20 protein-coding genes and 1 riboswitch are annotated in these 24,003 nt (G+C 67.3%); of the genes, 10 read left to right on the top strand and 10 right to left on the bottom strand.

Annotated features, from left to right (window positions below):
* Positions 1–130: 130 nt before the first annotated feature.
* On the top strand, positions 131–589 hold the full coding sequence (locus AC1VV3_RS19790) for an Lrp/AsnC family transcriptional regulator (RefSeq protein WP_132269258.1): 459 nt from the start codon (positions 131–133) through the stop codon (positions 587–589).
* Positions 590–625: 36 nt separating this feature from the next.
* Here the strand turns inward: AC1VV3_RS19790 and msrB are convergent, their stop codons facing one another.
* The 5 genes from msrB to AC1VV3_RS19765 all read right to left on the bottom strand — a co-directional run bounded on the left by msrB (position 626) and on the right by AC1VV3_RS19765 (position 4,940).
* Entirely contained in the window at positions 626–1,075 is a 450-nt protein-coding gene (gene msrB / locus AC1VV3_RS19785; protein WP_314468572.1) for a peptide-methionine (R)-S-oxide reductase MsrB, read from the bottom strand.
* A gap of 70 nt (positions 1,076–1,145) precedes the next feature.
* Positions 1,146–2,450 carry a glycoside hydrolase family 130 protein gene (locus AC1VV3_RS19780; protein WP_482962229.1) on the bottom strand — a complete coding sequence of 435 codons (1,305 nt, stop codon included), beginning with the start codon at positions 2,448–2,450 and terminating at the stop codon, positions 1,146–1,148.
* Between the two features lie 16 nt (positions 2,451–2,466).
* A complete protein-coding gene (locus AC1VV3_RS19775) occupies positions 2,467–3,186 on the bottom strand; it encodes a metallophosphoesterase family protein (protein WP_243654420.1) in 720 nt (239 codons plus the stop codon).
* Positions 3,179–3,967, bottom strand: a complete 789-nt coding sequence (locus tag AC1VV3_RS19770) for a nucleotidyltransferase family protein (protein WP_134093681.1) — start codon at positions 3,965–3,967, stop codon at positions 3,179–3,181. Before AC1VV3_RS19770 ends, AC1VV3_RS19775 begins: the two co-directional genes overlap by 8 nt.
* Positions 3,968–4,037: 70 nt before the next feature.
* A complete protein-coding gene (locus tag AC1VV3_RS19765; protein ID WP_482962228.1) occupies positions 4,038–4,940 on the bottom strand; it encodes a LysR family transcriptional regulator in 903 nt (300 codons plus the stop codon).
* Between the two features lie 147 nt (positions 4,941–5,087).
* Here AC1VV3_RS19765 and AC1VV3_RS19760 point away from each other — a divergent pair, with 147 nt between their 5' ends.
* Positions 5,088–6,392: an N-succinylarginine dihydrolase gene (locus tag AC1VV3_RS19760; protein ID WP_482962227.1), complete on the top strand. Its 1,305-nt coding sequence runs from the start codon at positions 5,088–5,090 to the stop codon at positions 6,390–6,392.
* Positions 6,393–6,461: 69 nt separating this feature from the next.
* Here the strand turns inward: AC1VV3_RS19760 and AC1VV3_RS19755 are convergent, their stop codons facing one another.
* The 3 genes from AC1VV3_RS19755 to AC1VV3_RS19745 all read right to left on the bottom strand — a co-directional run bounded on the left by AC1VV3_RS19755 (position 6,462) and on the right by AC1VV3_RS19745 (position 9,941).
* Entirely contained in the window at positions 6,462–7,277 is an 816-nt protein-coding gene (locus AC1VV3_RS19755; RefSeq protein WP_482962226.1) for a universal stress protein, read from the bottom strand.
* Between the two features lie 67 nt (positions 7,278–7,344).
* Positions 7,345–8,532: a Na+/H+ antiporter NhaA gene (nhaA, locus tag AC1VV3_RS19750; RefSeq protein ID WP_482962225.1), complete on the bottom strand. Its 1,188-nt coding sequence runs from the start codon at positions 8,530–8,532 to the stop codon at positions 7,345–7,347.
* 155 nt (positions 8,533–8,687) lie between these two features.
* Positions 8,688–9,941, bottom strand: coding sequence for an MlaA family lipoprotein (locus AC1VV3_RS19745; RefSeq protein ID WP_482962224.1), 1,254 nt, complete (start codon positions 9,939–9,941; stop codon positions 8,688–8,690).
* 202 nt (positions 9,942–10,143) lie between these two features.
* Positions 10,144–10,251: riboswitch (SAM-I-IV-variant riboswitch) on the top strand.
* Between the two features lie 34 nt (positions 10,252–10,285).
* On the opposite strand from AC1VV3_RS19745, the gene AC1VV3_RS19740 reads away from it, so the two are divergent.
* The 4 genes from AC1VV3_RS19740 (at position 10,286) to AC1VV3_RS19725 (ending at position 15,424) form a co-directional block, all read left to right on the top strand.
* Positions 10,286–11,266 carry a homoserine O-succinyltransferase gene (locus AC1VV3_RS19740; protein ID WP_482962223.1) on the top strand — a complete coding sequence of 327 codons (981 nt, stop codon included), beginning with the start codon at positions 10,286–10,288 and terminating at the stop codon, positions 11,264–11,266.
* A 168-nt stretch (positions 11,267–11,434) separates the two neighbouring features.
* Positions 11,435–12,160 carry a TorF family putative porin gene (locus AC1VV3_RS19735; protein WP_431567725.1) on the top strand — a complete coding sequence of 242 codons (726 nt, stop codon included), beginning with the start codon at positions 11,435–11,437 and terminating at the stop codon, positions 12,158–12,160.
* A gap of 22 nt (positions 12,161–12,182) precedes the next feature.
* Positions 12,183–14,330: a methyl-accepting chemotaxis protein gene (locus AC1VV3_RS19730; RefSeq protein WP_482962222.1), complete on the top strand. Its 2,148-nt coding sequence runs from the start codon at positions 12,183–12,185 to the stop codon at positions 14,328–14,330.
* 179 nt (positions 14,331–14,509) lie between these two features.
* Positions 14,510–15,424, top strand: a complete 915-nt coding sequence (locus AC1VV3_RS19725) for an ROK family protein (RefSeq protein WP_482962221.1) — start codon at positions 14,510–14,512, stop codon at positions 15,422–15,424.
* Positions 15,425–15,477: 53 nt separating this feature from the next.
* Here AC1VV3_RS19725 and AC1VV3_RS19720 read toward each other — a convergent pair whose 3' ends face one another.
* Together AC1VV3_RS19720 and AC1VV3_RS19715 are read right to left on the bottom strand one after the other, a co-directional pair.
* Positions 15,478–16,107, bottom strand: coding sequence for a LysE family translocator (locus tag AC1VV3_RS19720; RefSeq protein ID WP_132269285.1), 630 nt, complete (start codon positions 16,105–16,107; stop codon positions 15,478–15,480).
* 195 nt (positions 16,108–16,302) lie between these two features.
* Entirely contained in the window at positions 16,303–17,076 is a 774-nt protein-coding gene (locus AC1VV3_RS19715; RefSeq protein WP_482962220.1) for a class I SAM-dependent methyltransferase, read from the bottom strand.
* A gap of 80 nt (positions 17,077–17,156) precedes the next feature.
* Between AC1VV3_RS19715 and AC1VV3_RS19710 the strand changes: the two genes are divergently transcribed.
* The 4 genes from AC1VV3_RS19710 to AC1VV3_RS19695 all read left to right on the top strand — a co-directional run bounded on the left by AC1VV3_RS19710 (position 17,157) and on the right by AC1VV3_RS19695 (position 23,989).
* Positions 17,157–17,939: a helix-turn-helix transcriptional regulator gene (locus AC1VV3_RS19710; protein ID WP_431567063.1), complete on the top strand. Its 783-nt coding sequence runs from the start codon at positions 17,157–17,159 to the stop codon at positions 17,937–17,939.
* 261 nt (positions 17,940–18,200) lie between these two features.
* A complete protein-coding gene (locus tag AC1VV3_RS19705) occupies positions 18,201–21,398 on the top strand; it encodes an efflux RND transporter permease subunit (protein ID WP_132269291.1) in 3,198 nt (1,065 codons plus the stop codon).
* Complete coding sequence (locus AC1VV3_RS19700) at positions 21,391–22,596, top strand: efflux RND transporter periplasmic adaptor subunit (protein WP_482962219.1); 1,206 nt, start codon at positions 21,391–21,393, stop codon at positions 22,594–22,596. Before AC1VV3_RS19705 ends, AC1VV3_RS19700 begins: the two co-directional genes overlap by 8 nt.
* Positions 22,586–23,989, top strand: a complete 1,404-nt coding sequence (locus AC1VV3_RS19695; protein ID WP_482962218.1) for an efflux transporter outer membrane subunit — start codon at positions 22,586–22,588, stop codon at positions 23,987–23,989. Before AC1VV3_RS19700 ends, AC1VV3_RS19695 begins: the two co-directional genes overlap by 11 nt.
* The last annotated feature ends 14 nt before the right edge of the window (positions 23,990–24,003 follow it).

Below are 24,003 nucleotides of genomic sequence, written 5' to 3'. Positions count from 1 at the left end.
TGCTGTGAGAGGACATTAGCACTGGCCGGGCGGGACATTGGTCCCAATCCACAAGGCATAGGCTATTCCTGAAGAACGATTGGCGCGGTACGGTGAAGATGGGAGAACGAACGTTTCGGTGGAGAAGGGCATGACCCTCGACGCGGCGGACAAGCGCATCCTGGCGGCGCTGGAGCAGGACGCGCGGCTCAGTTTTGCGGGGCTGGGCGAGGTGGCGGGGCTGTCCAAGACGCCGAGCTGGAAGCGGGTCCAGGCCATGGAGAAGGCTGGCGTCATCACCGGCTATCGTGCGGTGATCGATCCGGCAGCGATCGGGCTGGGCACCAGCGCCTTCGTCCATGTCTCGATCGAATTCGACCGGCACGAGGCGTTCGAACGCGCGGTGCTGGATGAAGCGGCGGTGCTGACGTGCCACGCTGTCGTCGGGGATTTCGACTATCTGCTTCTGGTGATGACCGGCGGTGTTCCCGACCTTGACGACTTCCTGCGCAACCGCCTGCGCCGGCTTCCGGGCGTGCGCCACTTCAACACGACGCTGGCGATGCGCGACGTGAAGCCGCGTGCCTACCTCACCGACGCCGCAAGCTGACAGCAAGGGCACGGTGAGGCATGCGGTCGGGCCGGATCAGTCGATGTCTTCGACCTGGTCGATGTAGCTGGCGTAGCCTTCGTCCTCCATGTCCTCGCGGGGGACGAAACGCAGCGAGGCGGAATTGATGCAGTAGCGCAGGCCGCCCCGATCGCGCGGGCCGTCCTCGAAGACGTGGCCAAGATGGCTGTCGCCATGGGCAGAGCGCACTTCGGTGCGGGTCATGCCATGGGTGTGGTCCACCAGGTTGTTCACGTTGGCCGGTTCGATCGGCTTGGTGAAGCTGGGCCAGCCGCATCCGGATTCGTACTTGTCCGAGGACGCGAAGAGCGGTTCGCCCGAGACGATATCGACATAGATGCCGGGCTTCTTGTTGTTCAGGTATTCGCCCGATCCGGGGCGTTCGGTGCCGCTGCGCTGAGTGACGTGGAACTGCTCGGGCGTCAGGCGCGCGATGGCTTCTTCGGTCTTTTCGTAAGTCGGCATGGATCGGTTCTCCTTGCGGGCGAAGATGGTGATCGAAGCGGGCCGTGAGAAGGGGGGGGCTTCGACGTTGTCAGGCAGGGACCAGCACACCGAGCAGATCGTCCAGCGAGCAGGTGGCGAAGCCGGTAAGCTCATCGCCGATGCCGTAAGGCAGAAGCACGCGCCGCCCGTGGACGAGGGCGCCGCAACTGTAGGTCACATTCGGAACGTAGCCGCCGCGCTGTTCGGCGCTGGGAAAGACCAGCGGTGCCCGCGTGCGCTTCAGTACGCGCGAGGGATCGTCGCGGTCGAGCAGGCAGGCGCCGATGCAATAGCCGCGGACCATGCCGACGCCGTGCGTGAAGACCAGCCAACCCTCGTCGATCTCTATGGGCGATCCGCAATTGCCCATCTGCACGAATTCCCAGGGGTAGGCCGGCCCGAGGATCGGCTCCCCGCTTTCCCAGGTGAACAAGTCGTCCGAGCGCAGCAGCCAGATGTTCTCGCCATCCTGCCGCCCGAGCATGACGTACTGGCCGTCGATCCGGCGGGGGAACAGGGCCATGCCCTTGTATCCGGTCATCCGGCCTGCCAGCGCGCGCATCTCGAAGGTCCGCAAGTCCACGCTGCGCAGCATCTCCTGCCGCGTGTTCTGGCCGTCGTAGGCCGTGTAAGTGCCGATCAGGAAGCGCTGGCCGTCGTCCTCCACGAACATGACCATGCGGAGGTCCTCCACCCCCTGCCGCTGTTCGGGCAGGACCGGGAAGATCACGGTTTCCGATACGTCCTGGCTGTCCTCGCACTGGAGGCGGACCCAGCCCTCGTTGTCGCTTTCGATGCGGGGCGGGATGCAGTGCGGCCACGCCGGATCGATGGTGACGGTCTCGCCGCCGTCCCAGGAACCGGTGCGGAAAGTTACCGAGGAAATGTGCCCCTCGCCGATGCCGCGCAGCGAGAGCAGGAAGCGCAGGGGCGCGCCGGGGCCAAGCGCCTCCTGTGCTTGCGCCTCGATCGGGATCCGCACGATGCTGGGATTGAACAGGGCGGCGGATTCGAAGGCGTATTCCTGGCTGAAGTAGGCGCCCAGCAGCAGGCGGTCGCGGTGGTTCAGCCCGGAAATATCGCCCAGTTCGTCGGCCAGGCTGTCGACCTGTCGCAGGAAGAAGGCGTCGGCGTGGCAATGGCGCTCGCGCATCGGACCCATCACGAAGTCGATCATCCGCTCGCGCACGTCCTCGTTCAGCGAGAGGATGCGCTGGACGATGACCTGGGGCTTGGGCGGGTGGTGATCCGCGAAGGCGGCAGGATAGGCGAAGTGGAAGGGCCTTATCACCGTGCGCGCAGGATCGGGCCGCAGCTCCAGGTCCAGCTTGGTGAAGACGTCGGCGGCTTCCATGCTCCCGCGCTGTCGCTCAGACATCCAGCAGGGCGTAAGGGCGCCCGAACCGGGCGGAGACCACGAACTGCGCGCAATTGTAGACCGGCACACCGCGCGTGGTCTTGCCCTCGTACGTGCCGCGATGGGCGTGGCCGTGGACCACGGCCTTGACGTTCTCGAACCGGTCCACCGCATCGGCAAGGCGGGAGGAACCCAGGAACGGGAAGATTTCCGGCGGCTCGCCCGCGACCGTTTCCGGGATCGGGGCATAATGGAGCACGGCCACCGTCCGCTCCGTCCGCAGCGAGCGCAGGCCGTTCTCCAGCTTGCGCGCCTCGTTGAGCGATTCGTCGACGAAGCTCTTGATCGCCGCCTCTCCAAAGGCGCCCAGCTCGCCGCGCCCGAAGCCGCCGACGAACCCCTTCACCCCCGCAAAGCCCACGTCCTTCACCACCACGGCCTGATCGTCGAGGATGGTGACGCCGCCCTGGCGCAGGATATTGGCGACTTCCTCCGGCTGTCCGCATTCGTAGTCATGGTTGCCCAGCACGCCCACGACGGGGATCGAGCAGGCCGAAAGATCGGCCGCCAGGCGCTCGGCCTCGCCGGTCTTGCCGAAATTGGTGAGGTCTCCGCACAGCGCCAGGACTTCGGCATTGTCGGAGATTTCGCGGAACAGGTCGCGGTAGGAACCGCCGTCCTGCTCGGTGACGTGAAGGTCGCCGATCGCCGCCAGGCGGAGCGTGTCAGACATGTCGTTCATGCTTCTCGTCCAGTCCTTTTCCTACCAGGTCCGCAAAGCCCCATTCGCTGATGTCGATCACGTAGTCCCGCGGGGAAAACAGGCGTCCGCGGCAGATCCGCACTTCGGCGGGGGGAAGTTCGGCCTGGGCGCGGATGCGTTCGATCAGCGTGTCGAACAGCCAGCGCGGGATCGCCTCGCGCTCGGTGGGGTAGATGAAGCGGAAGTTGAGCACATGGAGCAGCAGGACTTCCCAATGCAGTTCCATCAGCGAGAGGAGGCGGTGCCAGTCGATCTCGTCATGCTTGCGCAGGATGGTATGGGCGATGTCCGCTCCGTCGTAGCGATAGCGATCCTGGATGAAGGCCTTGGAGACGATGAATTCGGTCGGCGGGGTGATGCGGACCTGGGTGCCATAGACCTCGGCCGTGAAAACATCGCTGAACCAGGCGTCGGTGATCGGGATCGATGCGGAGGACATGTTGAAGATCACGTCGAAGAAGTTCTTTCCGGACCATACTTTGGCGATCCAGCGCTCGTCCTCCACGGTGACGTCGTAACCCTCCTGCTTGAAGCGGGCGAGCAGCCGGGGGGCGTCTCCCGGCTTGCAGAACACGTCGATATCCTTGGTCGGGCGGACGACGCCGGTGTGGCAGGTCAGCGCATATGTGCCGGACAGGAGGTAGGGGATGTCCCAGGACCCCAGCAGTTTCAGGCTGTCGGCATAGAACGCCGCCGCCTCGGGGGGCGGGTCGAAACTGTGCGGTTCGGTCGGCGTCGGAATTTCGAGCATGCTAGGGGGTGCGCCTGATAAAGGGTGTCCCCGATCAACCTTGCGCCGCGCCGCTTTGTTCCATGACAGATCATGGCTGGGGCCGGCACTCCTGCGCCAGCCATGCCCGAAAGCGGTCCAGGGCGGGGCTTCTGCGGGCGTGTTCGGGGTAGGCCAGCCAATAGCTGCGGTCTTCGGCCAGCGGGGCGTCGATGGGGATCACCAGCTCGCCGGCTTCCAGTTCGGGCGCGATCAGGAAGCTGGGCAGGAGCGCCGCGCCGCCGCCGGCCTTTACCGCCTGCGCCAGCATCAGGAAATGGCCGAGGCCGGGCAGTCCCTCCATGGCCGGCGCAGCGATCCCGAACATCGCGAACCAGCGCGACCAGGCATCGCGCCGCGCGGACTGCACCAGCAGCGGCACGCGCAGCAGGTCCTCCGGCGCGGCGATCCCGTGGCTGTCGCGCAGGCCTGGCGCGACGACGGGCACGACATGCTCCTGGAACAGCAGGTCGTGCTCCGCGCCCGGCCAGTCCGCTGCGCCGACGTGGATGGCGGCGTGAAAGGGCTCGGCGGAGAAATCGAAGATGTCGGTCCGCGCGGCGATGTTGACCACCAGGTCCGGGTGCTGCCGGGTGAGCCGCGGCAGGCGGGGGGCGAGCCAGCGCATGCCGAAGCCCGGCAGGACGGCCAGTTCGATCACATGCTCCGGTTCGGGGTCGATCAGGCGGCCGGTGGCGCGCCGAATTGCGGCGAGGGCGGGGGCAATCTCCTCCAGATAGGCACTTCCGCCCGCGTTCAGCACCACGCGGCGGCCATGCCGGTCGAACAGTGCGGTGCCGAGCCAGCTTTCGAGATTGGCGACATGGCGGCTCACCGCGCCTTGCGTCAGCCCGATCGCCTCCGCGGCGCGGGAAAAGGATCCGAGGCGGGCCGCGGTCTCGAAAGCGTGCAGCATGGCCATCGGTGGCAGGTAGCGGCGGTCGTCCGGCTTCATTCCATTCGCTCACATCGTCATGCGTGGAATTGGGGTTATTAGCGGAAAAGATATCGGCCAACATGTCAAATATGCATGAAAATCGCCGCGCTTGGCCGCGCGGACGCCTTGTGCGACGGTGCTGCCAAGGCTGGAAGGAGCTGCGGGATGCGCGAGATCAATTTCGACGGGCTGGTCGGGCCCAGCCACAACTATGCGGGCCTTTCGCTGGGCAACATCGCTTCCGCTTCCAATGCCGGCGCCACGTCGGCCCCGCGCATGGCCGCGCTGCAAGGGCTGGGCAAGATGCGGCGCATGCTGGCACTGGGCCTGCCGCAGGGGCTGCTCCTGCCGCAGGACCGGCCCGATGCGGACTGGCTGCGCAAGCTGGGCTTTTCGGGCAGCGACGATGCGGTTCTGCGCGCCGCCTGGGAGCAGGACCCGGCGCTGCTGCGCAATGCGTTCTCGGCCTCATCGATGTGGACCGCCAATGCCGCCACCGTCTCGCCCGCGGCGGATACGGCGGACGGACGCTGCCATCTGAGCGTGGCCAACCTCTCCACCATGCTCCACCGCGGCATCGAGCATGACCAGACCCTCCGCCAGTTGCGGCTGGCCTTTGCCGACGCGCGCTTCTTTGCGGTTCATCCGGCCCTGCCGCCCGGTCTGGGGGATGAAGGCGCCGCCAATTTCATGCGTCTGGGCGAAAGCCACGCGGAGCGGAGCCTGGAGGTGTTCGTCTACGGAGAGCGTGCGGTCCAGGGCAGTGCAGGGCAGGTCTTTCCCGCCCGCCAGCACCGCGCGGCCAGCGCGGCCATCGCCCGTCGCCACGGCCTTGCCGCCGCCGATCATACGCTCGTCCCGCAAGGCGAGATCGCCATCGCGGCGGGAGCCTTCCACAATGACGTGGTCGCCGTGGCCAATGAAAACGTGCTGTTCACTCACGAACAGGCCTTTGCCGACCGCGATCTGGTCTACCGCGTCCTGCGCCAGCGAGTGCCGGGCGCGGTCATCGTCGAGGCACCGGCCGCGCGGATAAGCCTCGACCTCGCGATCCGCACTTACTTGTTCAATTCGCAGCTGGTGACGCTGCCCGGCGGAGACATGGCGCTGATCCTGCCGCAGGAAGCGCGGGAGGCCTCTGCTGTCTGGGAATGGCTGGAGGAAGTGGTCGCGGCGGATAATCCCATTCGCCGTCTGGAAGTGGTCGACGTGCGCGAATCCATGCGCAACGGCGGCGGCCCGGCCTGCCTTCGCCTGCGCGTGGCGGTATCGCGGGAAGCCCATGCCGCCATCGATCCGCGGTTCCTGCTGGACGAGCGCGCCTGCGACCGGATCGAGGCGGTGATCGCGCGGGAATGGCCGGAAAGCATCGCTCCTGAGGACCTTGGCGAGCCGGACTTGTGGCACCGTTGCCGCTCCGCGCGCGCTGCCTTGCTCGATGTGCTGGGCTTCGCAGCCGGAGAGCTTTGAGGCGGGCCAGGTTTCTGGTTCGCCGGATCTTCCAGGTCATCAGGTGTTTCCACCCGATTGGAACATGCTTCAGCCTTCGGGCGTCTTTTTGACGACAAGCGTATCGGCGGCAATCCAGCCCAGCAGCGCCGAAGTGTTGCTGCCGAAAGTCGCCTGCGCCAGTCCGCTCCGGTCGCGGCTGCCCACGACCACGAGATCGGGCGCGAACTGCATTATGGCACGGGCGAGCACTTCGTCGGGCGCGCCGAGTTCCAGACGCGGCGTGATCCTGGCGGCAAGCGCCGCCGGCAGGGCTTCGTTAGCGAGAAATTCGTCGAGCCGGGCGCCTGCCTCGCGCCGCAGTTCCTCGCGCATGCCGTCGGAATCGACCCAGCCGCGAAACGGTACGTGATAGGCGTGAACCACCTCGATCGGTACCTGGGGGAAGAGTTCGCCGGCAGTGCGCAAGGTCCGCAAGGCATCCACCGACAAGTCGACGGCCACCAGCATGCGCCGGTACGGCGTGCGGGCGCGTTGCTTGACCACCAGCACCGGAGCGGCGGCATTGCGGATGATATGGTCTACCGCCGTGCCCAGGAAATAGTCGCCGAGGTGATTGAACCGGGCGATGCCGGTCACGATGAGCGAGGGGGCAAGGTCCTGCGCCACGTCGGCAATGGTGTCCGGGGCGGGACCGGCGGGCAGGAGGATGCGGACATTGCCGGGATCGGCCGGCAGCGTCTGGCGCACATCCTCTTCGGCCACCCGTTCCTCGGGGCGGAGGGCGTGGAGCACGCACGTCTCCACCTGCCATTGTCCGCCGAGCATGAGCGCCCGGTCCACCGCGCGGTCGCTTCGCGGGCTGAGATCCGTGGCGACGAGTACCGGTCCCCGTTGTTCTGCCATGCGCGGTCCCTTCTCTTCCTTCGTTCCCGGGCCGTCCGGCCTTGCGGCGCCCGGATGTTCAGTCCTTTCAGGCCGCCTCGACCGGAGCCTTCCGGCGCGAGGCCGTGAGGCGCAGGACGGCGAATCCGGCCAGGGCGGACACGATGGAGCCGCCCAGCACGCCGATCTTGACCTCGTCGATGAGGATCGGATCGCTGAAGGCCAGCCCGCCCACGAAGAGGCTCATGGTGAAGCCGATGCCGCAGAGCAGGCACATGCCGTAAGTCTGCATCCAGGTGGCGCCGCTGGGCCGCTTGGCGATGCCGAGACGGGCGCAGAGCCAGAGCGCCAGGAACACACCGATCTGCTTGCCCAGGAACAGGCCCCCTGCCACGCCCATGGGAAGCGGCGCGATCAGATGCTCCATGCCCAGGCCCGCCAGCGAAACCCCGGCATTGGCGAAACCGAACAGCGGCACGATGGCATAAGCCACCCAGCCGTGAAGCCCGTGTTCGAGGCGGTGCAGCGGCGATTCCTCGCTGTCCGGCGCGCCGGGCGTGGCGCGGATCGGAATCAGGCTTGCGGCCAGGACGCCGGCGATGGTCGCATGGACGCCCGACAGCAGCACGGCCAGCCAGAGCGCCGCGGCCAGGATCAGGTAGGGCCACAAGGCCTTCACGCCCACGCGGTTGAGCACGAACATGACGCCCATGATGACGCTGGCCGCCAGCAGGGCGGCGCCGTTGATCTCGCTGGTATAGGCCAGCGCGATCACCGCGACGGCGCCCATGTCGTCGACGATGGCCACCGTCGTCAGGAACAGCTTGAGCGAGGCGGGCACGCGCTTGCCGAGCAGCGCCATGACGCCGATGGCGAAAGCGATGTCGGTAGCCGCGGGAATGGCCCAGCCGCGCGCGAGTCCGGGCGTAGACCCGGCGATGGCGAGGTAGATCGCCGCCGGGCAGATCATGCCGGCGGCCGCGGCGATCGCGGGCAGCGCGCGATCGGACCAGGTGGACAAATGTCCGTCGACGAACTCGCGCTTGATCTCCAGGCCGACGAGCAGGAAGAACAGCGCCATCAGTCCGTCGTTGATCCAGTGGGCGAGAGACATCGGCCCGATCATGACGTGCAGCGTGTGGAAATAGGTGTCGGCAAGCGGGCTGTTGGCCACGATCAGCGCCAAAGCTGCCGCGACCATCAGCAGGATGCCGCCGGACGCCTCACTGTGCAGGAAGGCGCGCAGGGCGGAACGGGGGCGCTTGAGCAGGGGCATCGATGTCGAGCGTTCTCGTCGGGATGGCGGGCGGGAAAAGGCGGCGGACATGGCCCGATGCCTTTGCAGATACCGGCCAGCCTAACCGGGATGTGGCCCGAAGGCCACCCCAAGCGCTGCACTCCCCGCCGGTTTCCGGCAGGAGCCTCCGTACTTTAGGGCGTGGGTACCGTTTCGAGGGTGGGCATGGGAGCGGCGGGAGCGGCGGTGGTGGCAGGAGCGGGCTCGGAAGGGGCCGGCTGGACCGGGGCCGCGGGGGGACTGCCCTGCGGTGCGGGCACGGCGGGCTGTGCCGGTGCCGGTGTTTGCTCCGTCACGTCCTTCGTCGCTTCGGCTTTGGCTTTGGCTTTGGCTTCCGCTTCAGCTTCCTTCGCCTTGGCCTCGTCCTTATTGTCGGCCGTCTTCATGCTCGGGCCGTAGACCGGCACCACGTCGGGCGTGATCCGGCCGTGGAGCGCCTCGATCTCCGCCTTGCGCTGCCTCAGGTAGAGTTCGCGGTAGGCGGCGTAAGGCTTGTCTTCCTTGCGGATCTTGTTGATCCGCTCGTCGAAGGCTGCGCGCTCGCCCAGTTGGTCGACGATGGTCATCGGCAGCACGACCGCCGGATTGGTGAAGGGCTTGCCGACGACGGCGGGCACCAGCAGCCTGTCGACCGAATCGCCGATGATGTCGCGCAGCGTCGTCGGGCCGACGATCGGCAAATAGAAGAACGGACCGGGGCCGACGCCGTAATAGCCCAGCGTATTGGCCAGCCCATTGGGGCGATAGGGCAGGTTGAACGGCTTCTTCTTGGCCACGTCCACCAGGCCGGCCACGCCCAGCGTCGTGTTGATCGCGAAGCGGCCTGCGGTCTCCGCCGCCTTGCCGGGCTTGAACTGCAACAGGTAGGCGGCGAAGACCACCGGCTCGCTCAGGTTGGTGAAGAAATTGCGCAGCCCCTGGCGAACGGGGCGCGGCAGGCCCTTGTTGTACGCCTTGGCGACCGGCTCCAGCACGGCCTGGTCGACGGCCTGGACCGCCTTGAAGGATTCGATGTTCAGCTTCTGCAGCGGATCGCCCGGCGGTGCCGGTTCGGGCGCGGTGACGACGATGACCGATTCGGGCTCGTCGGAAGCGGCTTCCGACGGGGTGGCAGAGGCGGCCGGCGCAGACGCGTCAGGAACCGTCGGGGCCGGATTTACCGGGGCCGGATTTGCCGGGGCCGCAGGATCGGAGACCGGCGGGGTAGTCGCATCGGCAGGCTGAAGTGCCGCCAGCTGAAGGGCGCCAACTTTCGGGCTGCCAGCTTCCGGGTTGCCAGCTTGCAGATCACCTGCCTCTGCCGCGGTATCGACGGCGAAGTGAACAGGAGCGTCGGGCACCGACGGGCCCGTCATCAACAACGCCACGGCGGCAGCCGGCAAACTCATTCGATGGTCCTTAGCATATCGCGGTCTCTGCAGCGAAGACGATTTTTCCGCGATCAGGCAATTCCGCTGGGCTTTCCGGCCGCTAGGCTCGATTTACGCTTTCGTCAATTGGACCGGCCGATGGCTGTCGCATCGCCCAAGCGCCCATTCATCGCCTCTCGGACAGGCCGTTGCAAGATCGGGCCGAAGCGCTTATGACGCTTCCCAGCATCAAGAGTTGGGATGACGCCCAACGCCAACCTGCCGATCCGGGCAAGGTGGCACTCCCCTTGGGGAGGATGTGGCCGACCCGGCAATCAACGGATCAAGCCACCAGCGTCATCCCCGAAATAGGACCGACGCAAGTGCCCATCAAGATTCCCGACGATCTGCCCGCCCGCTCCATCCTGGAAGCCGAAGGCGTGGCCGTGATGCGCGAAAGCGATGCGGTGCGGCAGGATATCCGTCCGCTGCGGATCGGGCTGCTCAACCTCATGCCCGACAAGGTCAGCACGGAAACGCAGCTCGCCCGCCTGCTGGGCGCCACGCCCTTGCAGATCGAGCTGACCCTGGTGCGGATCAGCGACCATGTCGCCCGCAATACCTCGGCCGAGCATCTCGAAGCGTTCTACCGCCCCTGGTGCGATGTCCAGCACGAGCGGTTCGACGGTTTCATCATCACCGGCGCCCCGGTGGAGCGCATGGCCTTCGAGGAAGTGCGCTACTGGCCGGAGCTGCGCCGCATCTTCGACTGGACGCGTACGCACGTCCATAGCTGCCTGACGATCTGCTGGGCCGCGCAGGCCTTCCTCCACCACTTCCACGGCGTGCCCAAGCATGCGCTCGACGCCAAGGCCTTCGGCGTATTCCCCCATCGCAACCGCGCGCCGAACTCGCCGTTCCTGCGCGGCATCTCGGACGAATTTGCAGTGCCGGTCTCGCGCTGGACGCAAGTGCGCCGCGCCGACCTGCCAGAGGGCGGCGATTTGCGGGTGCTGGCGGAGAGCGACGACAGCGGGCTCTGCCTGCTCCACGATCCGGCCCGCCGCGCGCTGCTGATGTTCAACCATCTGGAGTACGACGGCGACACGCTGGCCAACGAATACAACAGGGATGGCGGCCCGATCCCGGCAAACTACTACCCGAACGACGATCCCTCGCTGCCGCCGATCAATGCCTGGCGTAGCCATGGCCACTTGTTCTTCGGCAACTGGATCAACGAGATCTACCAGACGACACCTTTCGAGGCCGCGTCCATCGGCCAGTCTGCGCGGGGCGAGGCGGCAGCGGATGAACGGGCCGCAATCGAGCAGGCCGATGGGCCGGTAGACCTGGCCCCGGCGTAACCGCGATGCCGCGCCCGGCCCGGCCGGTCGCGGAATTTTTTCCAGTCGAATGAAGCATTTGTAAATTTCTGTTGCCGGGATCGGCGGGGAGCGACGCGCATCCCGGCCGTCCGGGGGCATGGCGTCCTATAATGCCACTGCCCCCTATCGTCCCATAACAGGACTTCCATGCATTTCGCTTCTTCCGCCGGGTTGGTCCTGGCGCTGTTCTTCCTGCCCGTCACTGCCCAGGCCGCCGACGATACGCCCGACTTTTCTGTCTCGGGTGCCGCCACGATCATCAGCGACTATCGCTTTCGCGGAATTTCGCTGACCGGCAAGGATCCGGCGGTCCAGGCGACGATCAATCTCTCGCACAAGAGCGGGGTCTACCTCGGAACCTGGGCCTCGTCGCTCGACATGGGCGATCGCTACGGCCCCACCGAGGTGGATTTCTACGGCGGCTGGGCCGGGACGGTGGCTGCCGCCACCACGCTCGACGTCGCCCTGGCCTATTACAGCTATCCCGGCGGCGAACGCCCGGCGACGGGGAGCGGCGCGGCGAAAATCGAGTATTTCGAGACGACCGCCCGGCTCACTCACGATTTCGGCCCGCTCAGTGCCACGGTCGGTTCCGGCTATAGCTGGGACCAGTCGGCACTTGGCGGCGACCACCTCTATCTCTTCGGAGAGACCGCCGCGCCGATCCCCGGAACGCCGCTGACGCTGAGAGCGCACGGTGGCCGCAGCAAGGGCGCGATCAGCCCGAAACCCGGCGGATATTACGACTGGTCGCTGGGCGCCGACGCGGCTCTCGGACCCGTCACTCTGGGCCTTGCCTATGTCGACACCGATCTGGGCAGCGCCTCCGCTGCCGATGCCGCCGCGCTCTTCTCGCTTACCGCGGCCTTCTGAAGATACCTCCTGGAGCTGGAAAATGAGAGACGTTTTCAACCGCATGCATATAGCGGGCAAGCTGATGACGGTCGCCGGACTGGCCATCGCCGTGCTGCTGCTGCTGGGCTTCACCGCCGTGGTGGTGGAGACCGGCTCGGCCGTGGGTGCCTTGTCGGACCAGTCCGCCGTGGCGCAGGCCGATGCCGAGGGCAATCGGGTCGAGACCGAAGTCGCGACTTTCGCCGGAACGGCCCGCGCGCTGGCCTCGACTTTGGGTGACATGCACGCGCGCGGCACGCGCGATCGCGGCCTGGCGGTGAGCGTGCTGAAGACCGACCTGCTCAAGTCCAAGGTCGCCCAGGGCAGCTGGGCCATGATCGCACCGGACCAGTGGGACGGCGGCGACGCCGGCAAGGGCGGCCAGCCCGGATCGGGAAGCAATGGCAGCTTCAGCCCTTATTGGGTCAAGGCTGCCGGCGTGCTGACGATGTCTCCGAACAACGAGGCGGATGCTTATGAAAAGCCTTATTTCCGCAAGTCCTTCGAAAGCGGTGCAGGCGCCATCGTCGACCCCTATTCCTATGACGTGAACGGCACGACGATGCTGATGACGTCGATCACTTATCCGGTCCGCTCGGGCGAGCGCGTGATCGGGGTCGTCGGCGTCGACATGGACCTCGGCGGTGTGTCCGAGCGCCTGTCCAAGCTCAAGCCGTTCGGCACGGGCCGGGTCATGCTCCTTTCCGCCTCGGCAACCTGGGTCGCCAATCCCGATTCCTCCAAGCTCAGCAAGCCTTACGAAGGCGCGGGCCTCGACGAAGTGAAGGCCGCGCTCACCAGCGGCAAGGTGCAAGTCGTGTCCGATATCGACGTCGACGGCGTGGCCACCCGCCGCGTGATCCAGCCGGTCGTCCTGGAGGGCCTCGGCACCACCTGGGCGCTGGTCCTTGACGTTCCCGAGGCGACGATTGCCGCGCCTGCACGCAGCATGGCCTGGCAGCTGGTGATCGGCGGCCTGGTGATTGTCGCGGCGGTGCTGGCCACGCTGTTCTATGCCGCTGGCGGCATCATCGGCCGTCCGATGGCCAAGCTTTCGGGCGCGGTGGACCGCCTGGCCAAGGGTGAGCATTGCGCGATCCCCGAACTGGGCCGCGAGGATGAGATCGGCACCATGGCCCGCGCCGCCGACGTGTTCCGCCAGGCCGCGGCCGACCGCGCGGAAGCCGACCGCCGCTCGGCCGAGGAGCAGAAGATCGTCACCAGCGCCGTGGGCGACGGGCTCGACGCACTGCGCCAGGGTGACCTCACGCGCGACATCACCGAAGCCTTCCCGGCCGGCTATGCCGCGCTGAAGGACAACTTCAACGCCGCCCTGGCCGAACTGCGCCGCATGATCGGTGCGGTCGCGGGCAGCGCCAGCGGTATCCAGACCGGCTCGGCGGAAATCGCGCAGGCTTCCGAGGATCTCGCCCGCCGCACCGAGGCCAATGCCGCCAGCCTGGAGGAAACGTCCGCTGCGCTGGTGCAGATCGACCAGCGCCTCAAGGCTTCGGCTTCGGCCTCGACCCGGACGGTGCGCCGTGCCGACGAGGCACTCTCCACGGTCTCGGGCGGACGCGCCGTGGCCGGTGAGGCGGTGGCGGCGATGGACCGCGTCAGCCAGAGCGCCAAGGGCATCGATTCGGTGATCGAGGGCGTCGACAAGATCGCCTTCCAGACCCGCGTGCTGGCCATGAATGCCGCTGTCGAGGCGGGCCGGGCCGGCGATGCCGGGCGCGGCTTCGCGGTCGTGGCCGATCTCGTCTCGGCGCTGGCCATGCGCTCGGAAGAGGAAGCCAAGCGTGCCCGCGAGCAGCTGACCGCCACCCAGACCGACATCGGCACCGCGGTCGATGCCGTCCAGCGCGTCGATGGCGCCTTCGAGACGATCTCGGAAGGCGTGGGCGAGGTCCATGCCCTGCTCGGCCAGATGGCGCAGGACAACCAGGCGCAGTCCACCGCGATCACCCAGATCAGCGTGGCGGTCTCGACGATGGACCATTCGACGCAGCAGAACGCGGCGATGGTGGAGGAAACTTCCGCCGCCGCCCGCAATCTCACCACCGAGGCCGGATCGCTCAACGACCAGGCCGCCCGCTTCGATACCGGCGCGCGCAGGCAGGAGTTCCGTCTCTCCTCCGTCGCCTGACGTCTCCAACGCTCCTTTCTGCGCCCGCGAGTCCAGCCGGATCCGCGGGCGCAGCTCTATCGGCGGTCAAGACGGTTGCAGCCTGCCCATCGGCAATGGCACAGGCGAAATGGAGAAGATGAAGCGGCGCGGGACATTGCTGTTCCCGGCCGTGTCGAAACTGCAGGATGATCCAGCGCATGACGATCCATGGAGCGATAGAGGCCGGCGGCACCAAGTTCGTCTGCGCCGTGGGCGCCGCCGAAACGGGCTCGCTCCGCACGGCCACGATTGCCACGCGCGATCCCGACAGCACTTTCGCCGAAGTGGCGGCCTTCTTCGAGGATGCCGCCGATCTGGGCCCGGTTTCGGGGATCGGCATCGCCAGCTTCGGGCCCGTGGGCGTCGATCCGGCCTCGCCCGATTACGGCAGGATCCTGGCGACTCCCAAGCCGGGCTGGGAAGGGACCGACCTGCTCGCCCGCGTCCGCGCATTCCGCGATGTCCCGCTTGCCATCGACACTGACGTCAATGCCGCGGCATTGGCCGAAGTCGAAGCGGTGGGCGGTGACTTGCGCCAGCTTGCCTATGTCACGGTCGGCACCGGGATCGGCGTCGGGCTGGTCAGCGAGGGCAGGGCGGTCCACGGCATCGGCCATCCCGAGGCCGGCCATATCCTGGTCCGCCGCCATCCCGCGCATGGGGATTTCGCCGGAACCTGCCCCTTCCATGGCGACTGCCTGGAAGGCCTTGCCGCCGGACCCGCCGTCAGCGCGGCATGGGGCTCTCCCGCTTCGGATCTGCCGGCCGATCATCCCTTCTGGGCGGTGGAAGCCGACTATCTTGCGCAGCTCTGCATGACGCTGTTCCTGACGATGGCGCCGGAGCGCATCGTCATGGGCGGCGGGGTGATGAAGCAGGAGCGGCTGCTGCCGTTGATCCGGGCGCGAACCGCCGAACTGCTGGGCGGCTATGTGCAGGGCGCGCGCGACATGGCGGCGATGGAGCAGCGGATCGTCGGCCCCGCCTGCCGCGAGCCCTCGGGCCTTGTCGGCGCTTTCCTGCTGGCGGAACGGGCCGCGCGCCACCATGCCGGCACGGCCAGCCGCGCTTGAAGCCAGCCGCGCTTGAAGCTTGGCGAGCTTGAAGCCTGGCGGCGCGCTGGGCCTCAGGCCGTGCGGGAAGTAAGCAGCGCCGCTCCGAAGCCGACGAAGATCGATCCGGTGACGCGGTTGAACAGCCGCTTCACCGAAGGCTTGCGCAAGTGGGTGGAAAGCGATCCGCCTGCCAGCGCGTAAGTGCAGTACCAGAGCATTTCGATCACCGCGAACGTACCGACGAGCAGGGCGAACTGCGGTGCCTTGGGCTCTGCGGGATTGATGAACTGGGGGAAGAAGGCCGCCGCGAACAGCAGCAGCTTGGGGTTGCTGATCGCGATCGTGAAGCCGCCGCGGAACAGTGCGGCGGGCGAACTGCGGCGGGTCAGCCCTTCGTCGACCACGGTTTCGGCAGAGACTTTCGCACGCCAGGACTTGATGCCGAGATAGACGAGGTAGGCGACGCCGAAGTAGCGCAGCACCTCGAAGGCACCGGGGATCGCCTTGAGCAGGGCGGTCAGGCCCGCGGCCGAGGCGGCCAGGACCAGTGTGATGGCCAGCATGCAGCCCGCCATGGCCGCCATGCTGCGGCGGAAGCCGAATTCCACGCTTCGCGTCATGACGTGAAGCATGTTCGGTCCGGGCGTGCCGGAAAGTAGGAAAACGGCGAAGGCGTAAAGCCACCATGTCTGGAATGTCATAATTCGTCTCTGCAGGTTTGTCCGTTTCGCGTAGGCCCAGGGGCGGGGGATCGCAATGGTCTTGGTGATCCGCGCTTGCGGCCTTGCCGCGTATCGGCGGCGCGGACTTCGCGCTGGCGGCCCCACGGATTGGCGATGCGGGGCGCCTTGGCAACTGCGCGCGAACACCGGTTCGCGCGCGGAGGCTTCGACGGCTCAGACCGCTTCGATCAGGAGCGTGTCGATGGTGAAGGAACCGTCAGGTTCGATCTCGAAGTGCGCCGATACCTCGCTGCTCGCGGCCAACTGGAGCGCGCGGATGGCGGCGGCCTGGGCGGGCGGGGTCTGCATGCGGCCGGTCCAGTCGGCGAAGTCCATACGCAGGCGCGCGCTCGTCATCCGGGTGACGGCAAAGCCTGCGCCGCCCAGCATGGCCAGCCATTGCGCCGCGGAATAGTCACGAACGTGCGAGAGATCGCGCAGCAGTTCGACTGCCTGGAGATGCGTGTCCGCCGCCGGATCGGCCGGTGCGACCACGTCCATGAATATGGCCGGGCTGTTCGGCGCGAGCACGCGGCGCGCCTCGCGCAGGCCCGCTTCCGCGCCGCGCCAGTGATGGGTCGAGAAACGGCAGGCGAGGAAGTCGAAGGTGCCGTCGGCAAAAGGCAGCGCCTCGGCAGCGGCGGGCTGAACGGCGATATTGGCGAGACCGCGGCGCTCCGCTTCGGCGGACACCACTTCCAGCATTCTCGGCGCCAGATCGCAGGCGGTCACTTTTCCGGCATGCGGTGCCATGGCGTACCCGGCGTGGCCGCCGCCTGCGCCGAGGTCCAGCGCATGGGAGGGCCGCGCTTCTCGCGCCCGCTCGGCAATGCGGTCGAGATCGGCGCCGGCGGCGTGGACCTTGCTGGTGACGTAGGCGGCGGCCGTGGCGCCGAACTGGCGGTCCACCAGCGCATGCCGGCTGGGTTTGGTCTGGTCTTCAGTCATGGGTTTCTCCTTGCGAAGCCCCGATCGGCGCAACTATAGCCTGTTACAATGAACATTGTTATCCTGTTATAAAGGCTACCATGCGGAACGAGGAGCAAAGACGGCTGCTGGGCGCTTTCGTCCGCACGCGGCGCGAGAGCATGACGCCCGAGGGACACGACCGGCGCCGCCGCACGCCCGGGCTGCGGCGAGAGGAGCTAGCGGCCCGCGCAGCCATCGGCACCACCTGGGTGGCCTGGATCGAGCAGGGCCGCGACGTGCGTCCCTCCGCCGAAACACTGGCGCGGCTGGCTTCCGGGCTGAGCCTGTCGGCGGCGGAGCGCGACTATCTTTTCTCTCTCGCCGGGCGGCACGATCCGGTCGATCCCTTTGCCGATGCAGGGCAGGCGGCTCCTCCGGCCATCGCCGCCCTGGTGGGGGAGATCGCGTGGCCATGCTATGCGCTCGACCCGGCATGGACGCTCTGCGCGGCGAATCCGGCCGCCCGGCAGCTGTTCGTGGGGCTGTTCGAGGACGATCCCGCGCCGAACCTGCTGCGCTATGTCTTCACGCACCCGGCCGCACGCGCGCTTCTGCCCGACTGGAACGCCCGTGCCGGGCGCTTGCTCGCGGAGTTCCGGCGCGACTACAGCCACGGCCTGGCAGATCCGCGCGTGCAGGGCGTGGTCCAGTGGCTGCAGGAACAGAGCCCCGAGTTCCGGGAGTCGTGGAACGCGCAGACGGTGCTGGCGCGGGAGGGCGGAACGCGAAGTTTTCGCCACCCCGATCGGGGCCTGCTGCATTTTACCCAGCATACGCTGGCGGACGTGGAGCGTGGCGATTTCCGGGTGGTCTTCCTGCAACCCGCGGAAACGCGCGGCTGAATCGCTTGGCTATCAGGCCGGCGGCGATACCGACCAGCAACAATCATGAAACCGATTCATGAGAGTATTCCGTTCAGCGCATTTTTCTATCGCCGAGAGGGTCGTTAGGGGCTTAACTATTCCAGCAGGATTTCCCGTCCGTTTCCGCTGCTCCGGCAGAGGAGGGTCGCAGCGGCGGGGACTCAACCAAAAAATGATTCGGAGAGGAATTCGCCTGTCCGGTGCGCGTGTCCGCGTGCCGGGCGGCCTATGGAGTTCTCGATGCTAGGTATCGTCAAGACCGCGCTGCACCGCCCCCTGACATTCATCGTCATGGCCATCATCATCGCCATCGGCGGCTTGCTGGCGGCCTTCCGCACGCCGGTCGACATCTTTCCCGAAATCAAGGTGCCGGTCATCGCGGTGGCCTGGACCTATTCGGGTCTCGCCCCGCAGGACATGACGGATCGCATCATCACGCCATACGAGCGCGTGCTGACGACGACCGTCAACGATATCGAACATATCGAGAGCCAGTCGTTCCAGGGCATGGGGATCGTCAAGATCTACTTCCAGCCCGGCGCCGACATCCGCACCGCCACGGCGCAGGTCACCTCGGTTTCGCAGACGGTGCTGCGCCAGATGCCGCCCGGCATCACGCCCCCGCTGATCCTGAACTACAGCGCCTCTACCGTGCCGATCCTCCAGCTGGCATTGTCCGGCGAGGGGATGACCGAGCAGCAGCTCTTCGACATCGGCCAGAACCAGATCCGCACCGGCCTCGTCACCATTCCGGGCCTGGCCATGCCGTTCCCCTCGGGCGGCCGCCAGCGCCAGGTCCAGATCGACCTCGATCCGCAGGCGCTCCAGTCCAAGGGCCTTTCCGCGGTCGACGTGGGCAATGCCATCGCCGCGCAGAACCAGATCAACCCGGCGGGCTTCGTCAAGATCGGCGCCACCCAGTACTCGGTGCGCCTGAACAACACCCCGGATTCGATCGCGGCGCTCAATGACCTGCCGGTCAAGGTCGTGAACGGCGCCACCATCTACATGCGCGACGTGGCCTTCGTGCGCGACGGCAGCGCCCAGCAGCAGAACGTCGTCCATGTGGAAGGCCGCCGCTCGGCCCTGCTGACCGTGCTCAAGAACGGCGCCACGTCCACTCTTTCGATCGTCGACGGCGTGAAGTCGGCCCTGCCCAAGATCGCCGAGACCCTGCCGGACAATCTCAAGATCCTGCCGGTGGGCGACCAGTCGCTCTTCGTGAAGGCCGCGGTCAACGGCGTGATCCACGAAGGCGCCATTGCCGCCGCGCTGACCTCGCTGATGATCCTGCTGTTCCTGGGCTCCTGGCGCTCGACGGTTATCATCGCGCTGTCGATCCCGCTGGCGGTGCTGGCCGCGATCGCCATGCTGGCGGTCTTCGGGCAGACCCTCAACGTGATGACGCTGGGCGGATTGGCGCTGGCGGTCGGCATCCTCGTCGACGACGCGACCGTGACCATCGAGAACATCAACTGGCACCTCGAACAGGGCAAGGGCGTGATGGAGGCGATCCTCGACGGCGCCGCCCAGATCGTCACCCCGGCTTTCGTCTCGCTGCTCTGCATCTGCATCGTCTTCGTGCCGATGTTCTTCCTGCCAGGCGTCGCAGGCTACCTGTTCGTGCCGATGGCGCTTTCGGTGGTCTTCGCGATGATCGCCTCGTTCATCCTGTCGCGTACCCTGGTGCCGACCATGGCGATGTACCTGTTGAAGCCGCACGCCCCGCATGGCGAGAATTCGCACAATGCCGGCGCGCCGGATTCGCGCAATCCGCTGGTCCGTTTCCAGCGCGGTTTCGAAGCCCGCTTCGAGAAGCTGCGCGATGGCTATCTCGGCCTGCTGCACCGGGCGCTTCAGGGGCAGCGGACTTTCATGATCGGCTTCCTGGCGGTCGTCGTCATCTCGTTCGGACTGATGCCGTTCCTGGGCAGCAACTTCTTCCCCACCGTCGATTCCGGTCAGATCGCCATGCACGTCCGCGTGCCGGTCGGCACCCGCATCGACGAGACGGCGCTGCGCTTCGAACGCATCGGCGCGCAAGTGCGGCAGATGATCCCCGCGGCCGAAGTGGCCTCGATCACCGACAATATCGGCCTGCCGGTCAGCTCGATCAACACCGTCTATAACAACAGCGGCACCATCGGTCCGCAGGACGGCGACATGCTGATCACGCTGAACAAGGGCCATGCCCCGACCGACGGCTATGTCGAGCGGCTGCGCCGCGAACTGCCGCGCGCGTTCCCCGGCACCCAGTTCTCGTTCCTGCCGGCCGACATCACCAGCCAGATCCTGAACTTCGGTTCGCCTTCGCCGATCGACGTTCAGATCGCCGGCAAGGACCTGGCCGCCTCGCGCGTCTATGCGCGCAAGCTCATGGCCAAGCTGACGCGTATCCCCGGCCTTGCCGACATGCGTCTCCAGCAGCCGGCGAATTCGCCGCAGCTCGACGTCGACGTCGATCGCGCTCGCGCCGGTCAGTATGGCCTCACCGAAAAGGACGTGACCACCAGCCTCGGCAACTCGCTGGCAGGAACCTCGCAGACCGCGCCGGTGTTCTTCGTGAATCCCGACAACGGCGTGCAATATGCCGTGGTGGCGCAGGCACCGGAATATGCGGTGGATTCCATGAGCAAGCTGTCGAACCTGCCGGTTTCAGGGGCCGCCGCCGGTACCCGCCCGCAGCCGCTTGGCGCGCTGGCCACGCTGACCCGCTCGACCACGGCCCCGGTCGTCTCGCACTACAACATCGCGCCGGTCATCGACATCTACGGCACGCCGCAAGGCCGTGACCTCGGCGCCGTGGCAGGCGACGTGCAGCGCGCGATCGACTCGCTCAAGGCCGAGGCGCCGAAGGGTTCGACGATCACCATCCGCGGCCAGTACCAGACGATGAACACCGCCTTCTCCGGCCTCGGCTGGGGGCTGCTGGCAGCGGTCGTTCTGATCTACCTGCTGATCGTGGTCAACTTCCAGTCCTGGCTCGATCCCTTCGTCATCATCACCGCGCTGCCGGCCGCCCTGGCAGGGATCGTGTGGATGCTGTTCGCGACCGGAACCACGCTGTCGGTCCCGGCCCTGACAGGCGCGATCATGTGCATGGGCGTGGCCACGGCCAACTCGATCCTGGTCGTCAGCTTCGCGCGCGAGAAGCTCGCGGAAAGCGGCGACGCGGTGAAGGCGGCCATGGAGGCGGGCCTCGTCCGCTTCCGTCCGGTGCTCATGACGGCGCTGGCGATGATCATCGGCATGGGCCCCATGGCACTCGGCCTTGGCGAGGGCGGCGAACAGAACGCTCCGCTCGGCCGCGCCGTCGTCGGCGGCCTGATCTGCGCCACTATCGCAACCCTTCTTTTCGTTCCCACCGTCTTCGCCTTCGTCCACGGCCGTCGCCGCGAGAAGGCCGCCCCCCAGGAAGTGCAGGCCGCCCATGCATGATTCGACCTCTGAACCTGCTCACCAGTCCACCGGACCGGAGAGCCGCACCCTCAAGCGCGTCGGAATCGGCGCCGCGGTGATCGCGCTGGCAGTGGTCGGCGCGGGCATCGCCAGCCGCCTGAGCGCCACGCGCGATCTGGAAGTCGTGGCCGAAGACGCCGCGGTGCCCACCGTCGCGGTCGTCTCTCCGGCCGGCGCGGCCGATGCCGGCGGCCTTGCGCTGCCCGGCACCGCGCAGGCCTTCAACAGCGCGGCGATCTATGCCCGCACCAACGGCTACGTGCGCAGCTGGCAGGCCGACATCGGCGACAAGGTGGGGGCCGGACAGACCCTGGCCGTGCTCGACGCACCGGAAGTGGACCAGCAGCTGGCGCAGGCCAAGGCCGACTATCAGACCGCGCTGGCCAACCAGCGCCTTGCCGCCACGACCTCCAAGCGCTGGAGCGCCATGCTCAAGCAGGACGCGGTCTCGCAGCAGGAAGTGGACGAGAAGGCGGGCGATCTCGCCGCCAAGACCGCGCTTGCCAATGCCGCGCTCGCCAGCGTGCGCGAGCTTGAGGCCACGCGCGGCTTCACCCGGCTCTCCGCGCCGTTCGCAGGTATCGTGACCAGCCGTTCGGCGCAGATCGGCGCGCTTGTCGTGGCGGGCAATGCCGCTGCGCAGCCGCTGTTCACCGTCTCCGACGTCCACCGCATGCGCGTCTATGTCCGCGTGCCGCAGATATACTCGGCGCAAGTCAAGCAGGGCGTCGGTGTCGACCTGAGCTTGCCCGAATATCCGGGCCGCACATTCCCCGGCACCGTCACCCGCAGCGCCGGGGCCGTCGATGCCCAGTCCGGCGCCGTGCTCGTGGAAGTGCAGGCGGACAACAGCGAAGGCGCGCTGAAGCCGGGCGCTTTCGTCCAGGCCCACTTCGACGTGGCGGGCGGCGTGCAGGGCCTGACCCTGCCGGGCAGCACGATCCTCTACACTGACAAGGGCCCGAGCGTGGCCATCGTCGGCGCCAACAACCGCGTGACGGTGCGCCCCGTCACCATCGCCCGCGATCTGGGCAAGACGGTGGTGGTCTCGGTCGGCGTCAAGCAGGGCGAGCGGGTGGTGGACAGCCCGCCGGATTCGATGCGCAGCGGGGACGCGGTGAAGATCCAGAAGCCTGCAGCCCCTGCCGATGCCAAGGGCGCGGCCCATGGCGGCTAGGTTCGGCGCAGCCGCTGCGCTGCTGCTTGCGGGGTGCTCGATGGCCGGGTGCTCCATGGCGCCCGACTATCACGCGCCCGAAACCGCTGCTCCGCCCGCTTTCCGCGAGGTTGCGGGCTGGTCGCAGGCCGCCCCGCGCGATGCCGAGGCCCGCGGTGACTGGTGGACGATGTTCGGCGATCCCACGCTGGACGATCTGGAAAAGCGCGCAGAGACCGCCAGCCCCACGCTGGCCGCCGCGCTCGCCCGCTACGACCAGGCCCGCGCCGCTGCCGGTGTCACCGCATCGGACCTCTATCCCACGGTCGGCGTCAGCGGCGAAGCCTCGCGCGATCGCGTCTCGGCGGGCCGGCCGCTGTCGACCGGCTCGGCACGGACCTACAACGACTATGTGGTCGGCGGCAGCCTGTCCTACGAACTCGACCTCTGGGGCCGGGTACGCAATTCGGTGAAGGCAGCCGATGCGGAAGCGGTCGCTACCGGCGGGGATCTCGCCTCGGCGCGGCTCAGTCTGCAGGCTTCGGTGGCGGACGCCTATCTGCGTCTGCGCGGGCTGGATGCGCAGGCAGACCTGTTGAACCGCTCGGTGGAGGCGTTCGAACGGGCGCTGAAGCTTACCGATACGCGCCATTCGGGCGGTATCGCCTCGGGCATCGACGTCAACCGCGCCCGCACGGTGCTCGGCAATGCCCGCGCCCAAGTCTCGGCCGTCGCCAACGAACGCGCGGCGACCGAGCATGAACTGGCCGCGCTGATCGGGCTGACGCCGACCGAGTTCTCCCTGCCGATGCGCAGCGAGCCGCTCGACGTGCCGGGCGTTTCCGTGGGCGTGCCGTCGGAGCTGCTCCAGCGCCGTCCCGACATCGCGGCGGCAGAGCGCCGGGTCTTTGCCGCCAATGCCCGTATCGGCGTGGCGAAAGCGGCATGGTTCCCGTCGATCGGCCTCGGCGCGGCAGGGGGCTGGCAGACGACGCATGGCGATCTGCTGAAGACGCCCAACACGTTCTGGTCGCTCGGCCCGGTCTCGGCATTGCTGACGCTGTTCGACGGCGGCGCGCGCAAGTCGCAAGTGAAGATGTCGCGTGCGGAGTACGAGGAAGTGGCGGCGAACTATCGCTCCACTGTGCTGGGCGCGTTCCAGGACGTGGAGGATGCGATCGCGGCTATGCATCACCTCGAAAACCAGGCCGGCGCGCAGAGCGAGGCGGCCCAGGCAGCCAAGCGCACCAGCGAGATCGCGCTCTCGCGCTACCGCGACGGCGCGGCGGACTATCTCGAAGTGGTGACGGCGCAGACCGACGCGCTGGACGCGCAGCGTTCGTGGATCAGCGTCCAGACATCGCGGATGCGGGCCAATGTGGCTTACGTCCGCGCCATGGGCGGGATGAGCTAGGGCTCACACCGCTC

The sequence above is a fragment of the Novosphingobium sp. BL-S-34 genome (genome assembly GCF_056857015.1).
The sequence above is the reverse complement of the archived record's forward strand: the minus strand, read 5'-3'. Positions and strand labels throughout refer to the sequence as shown.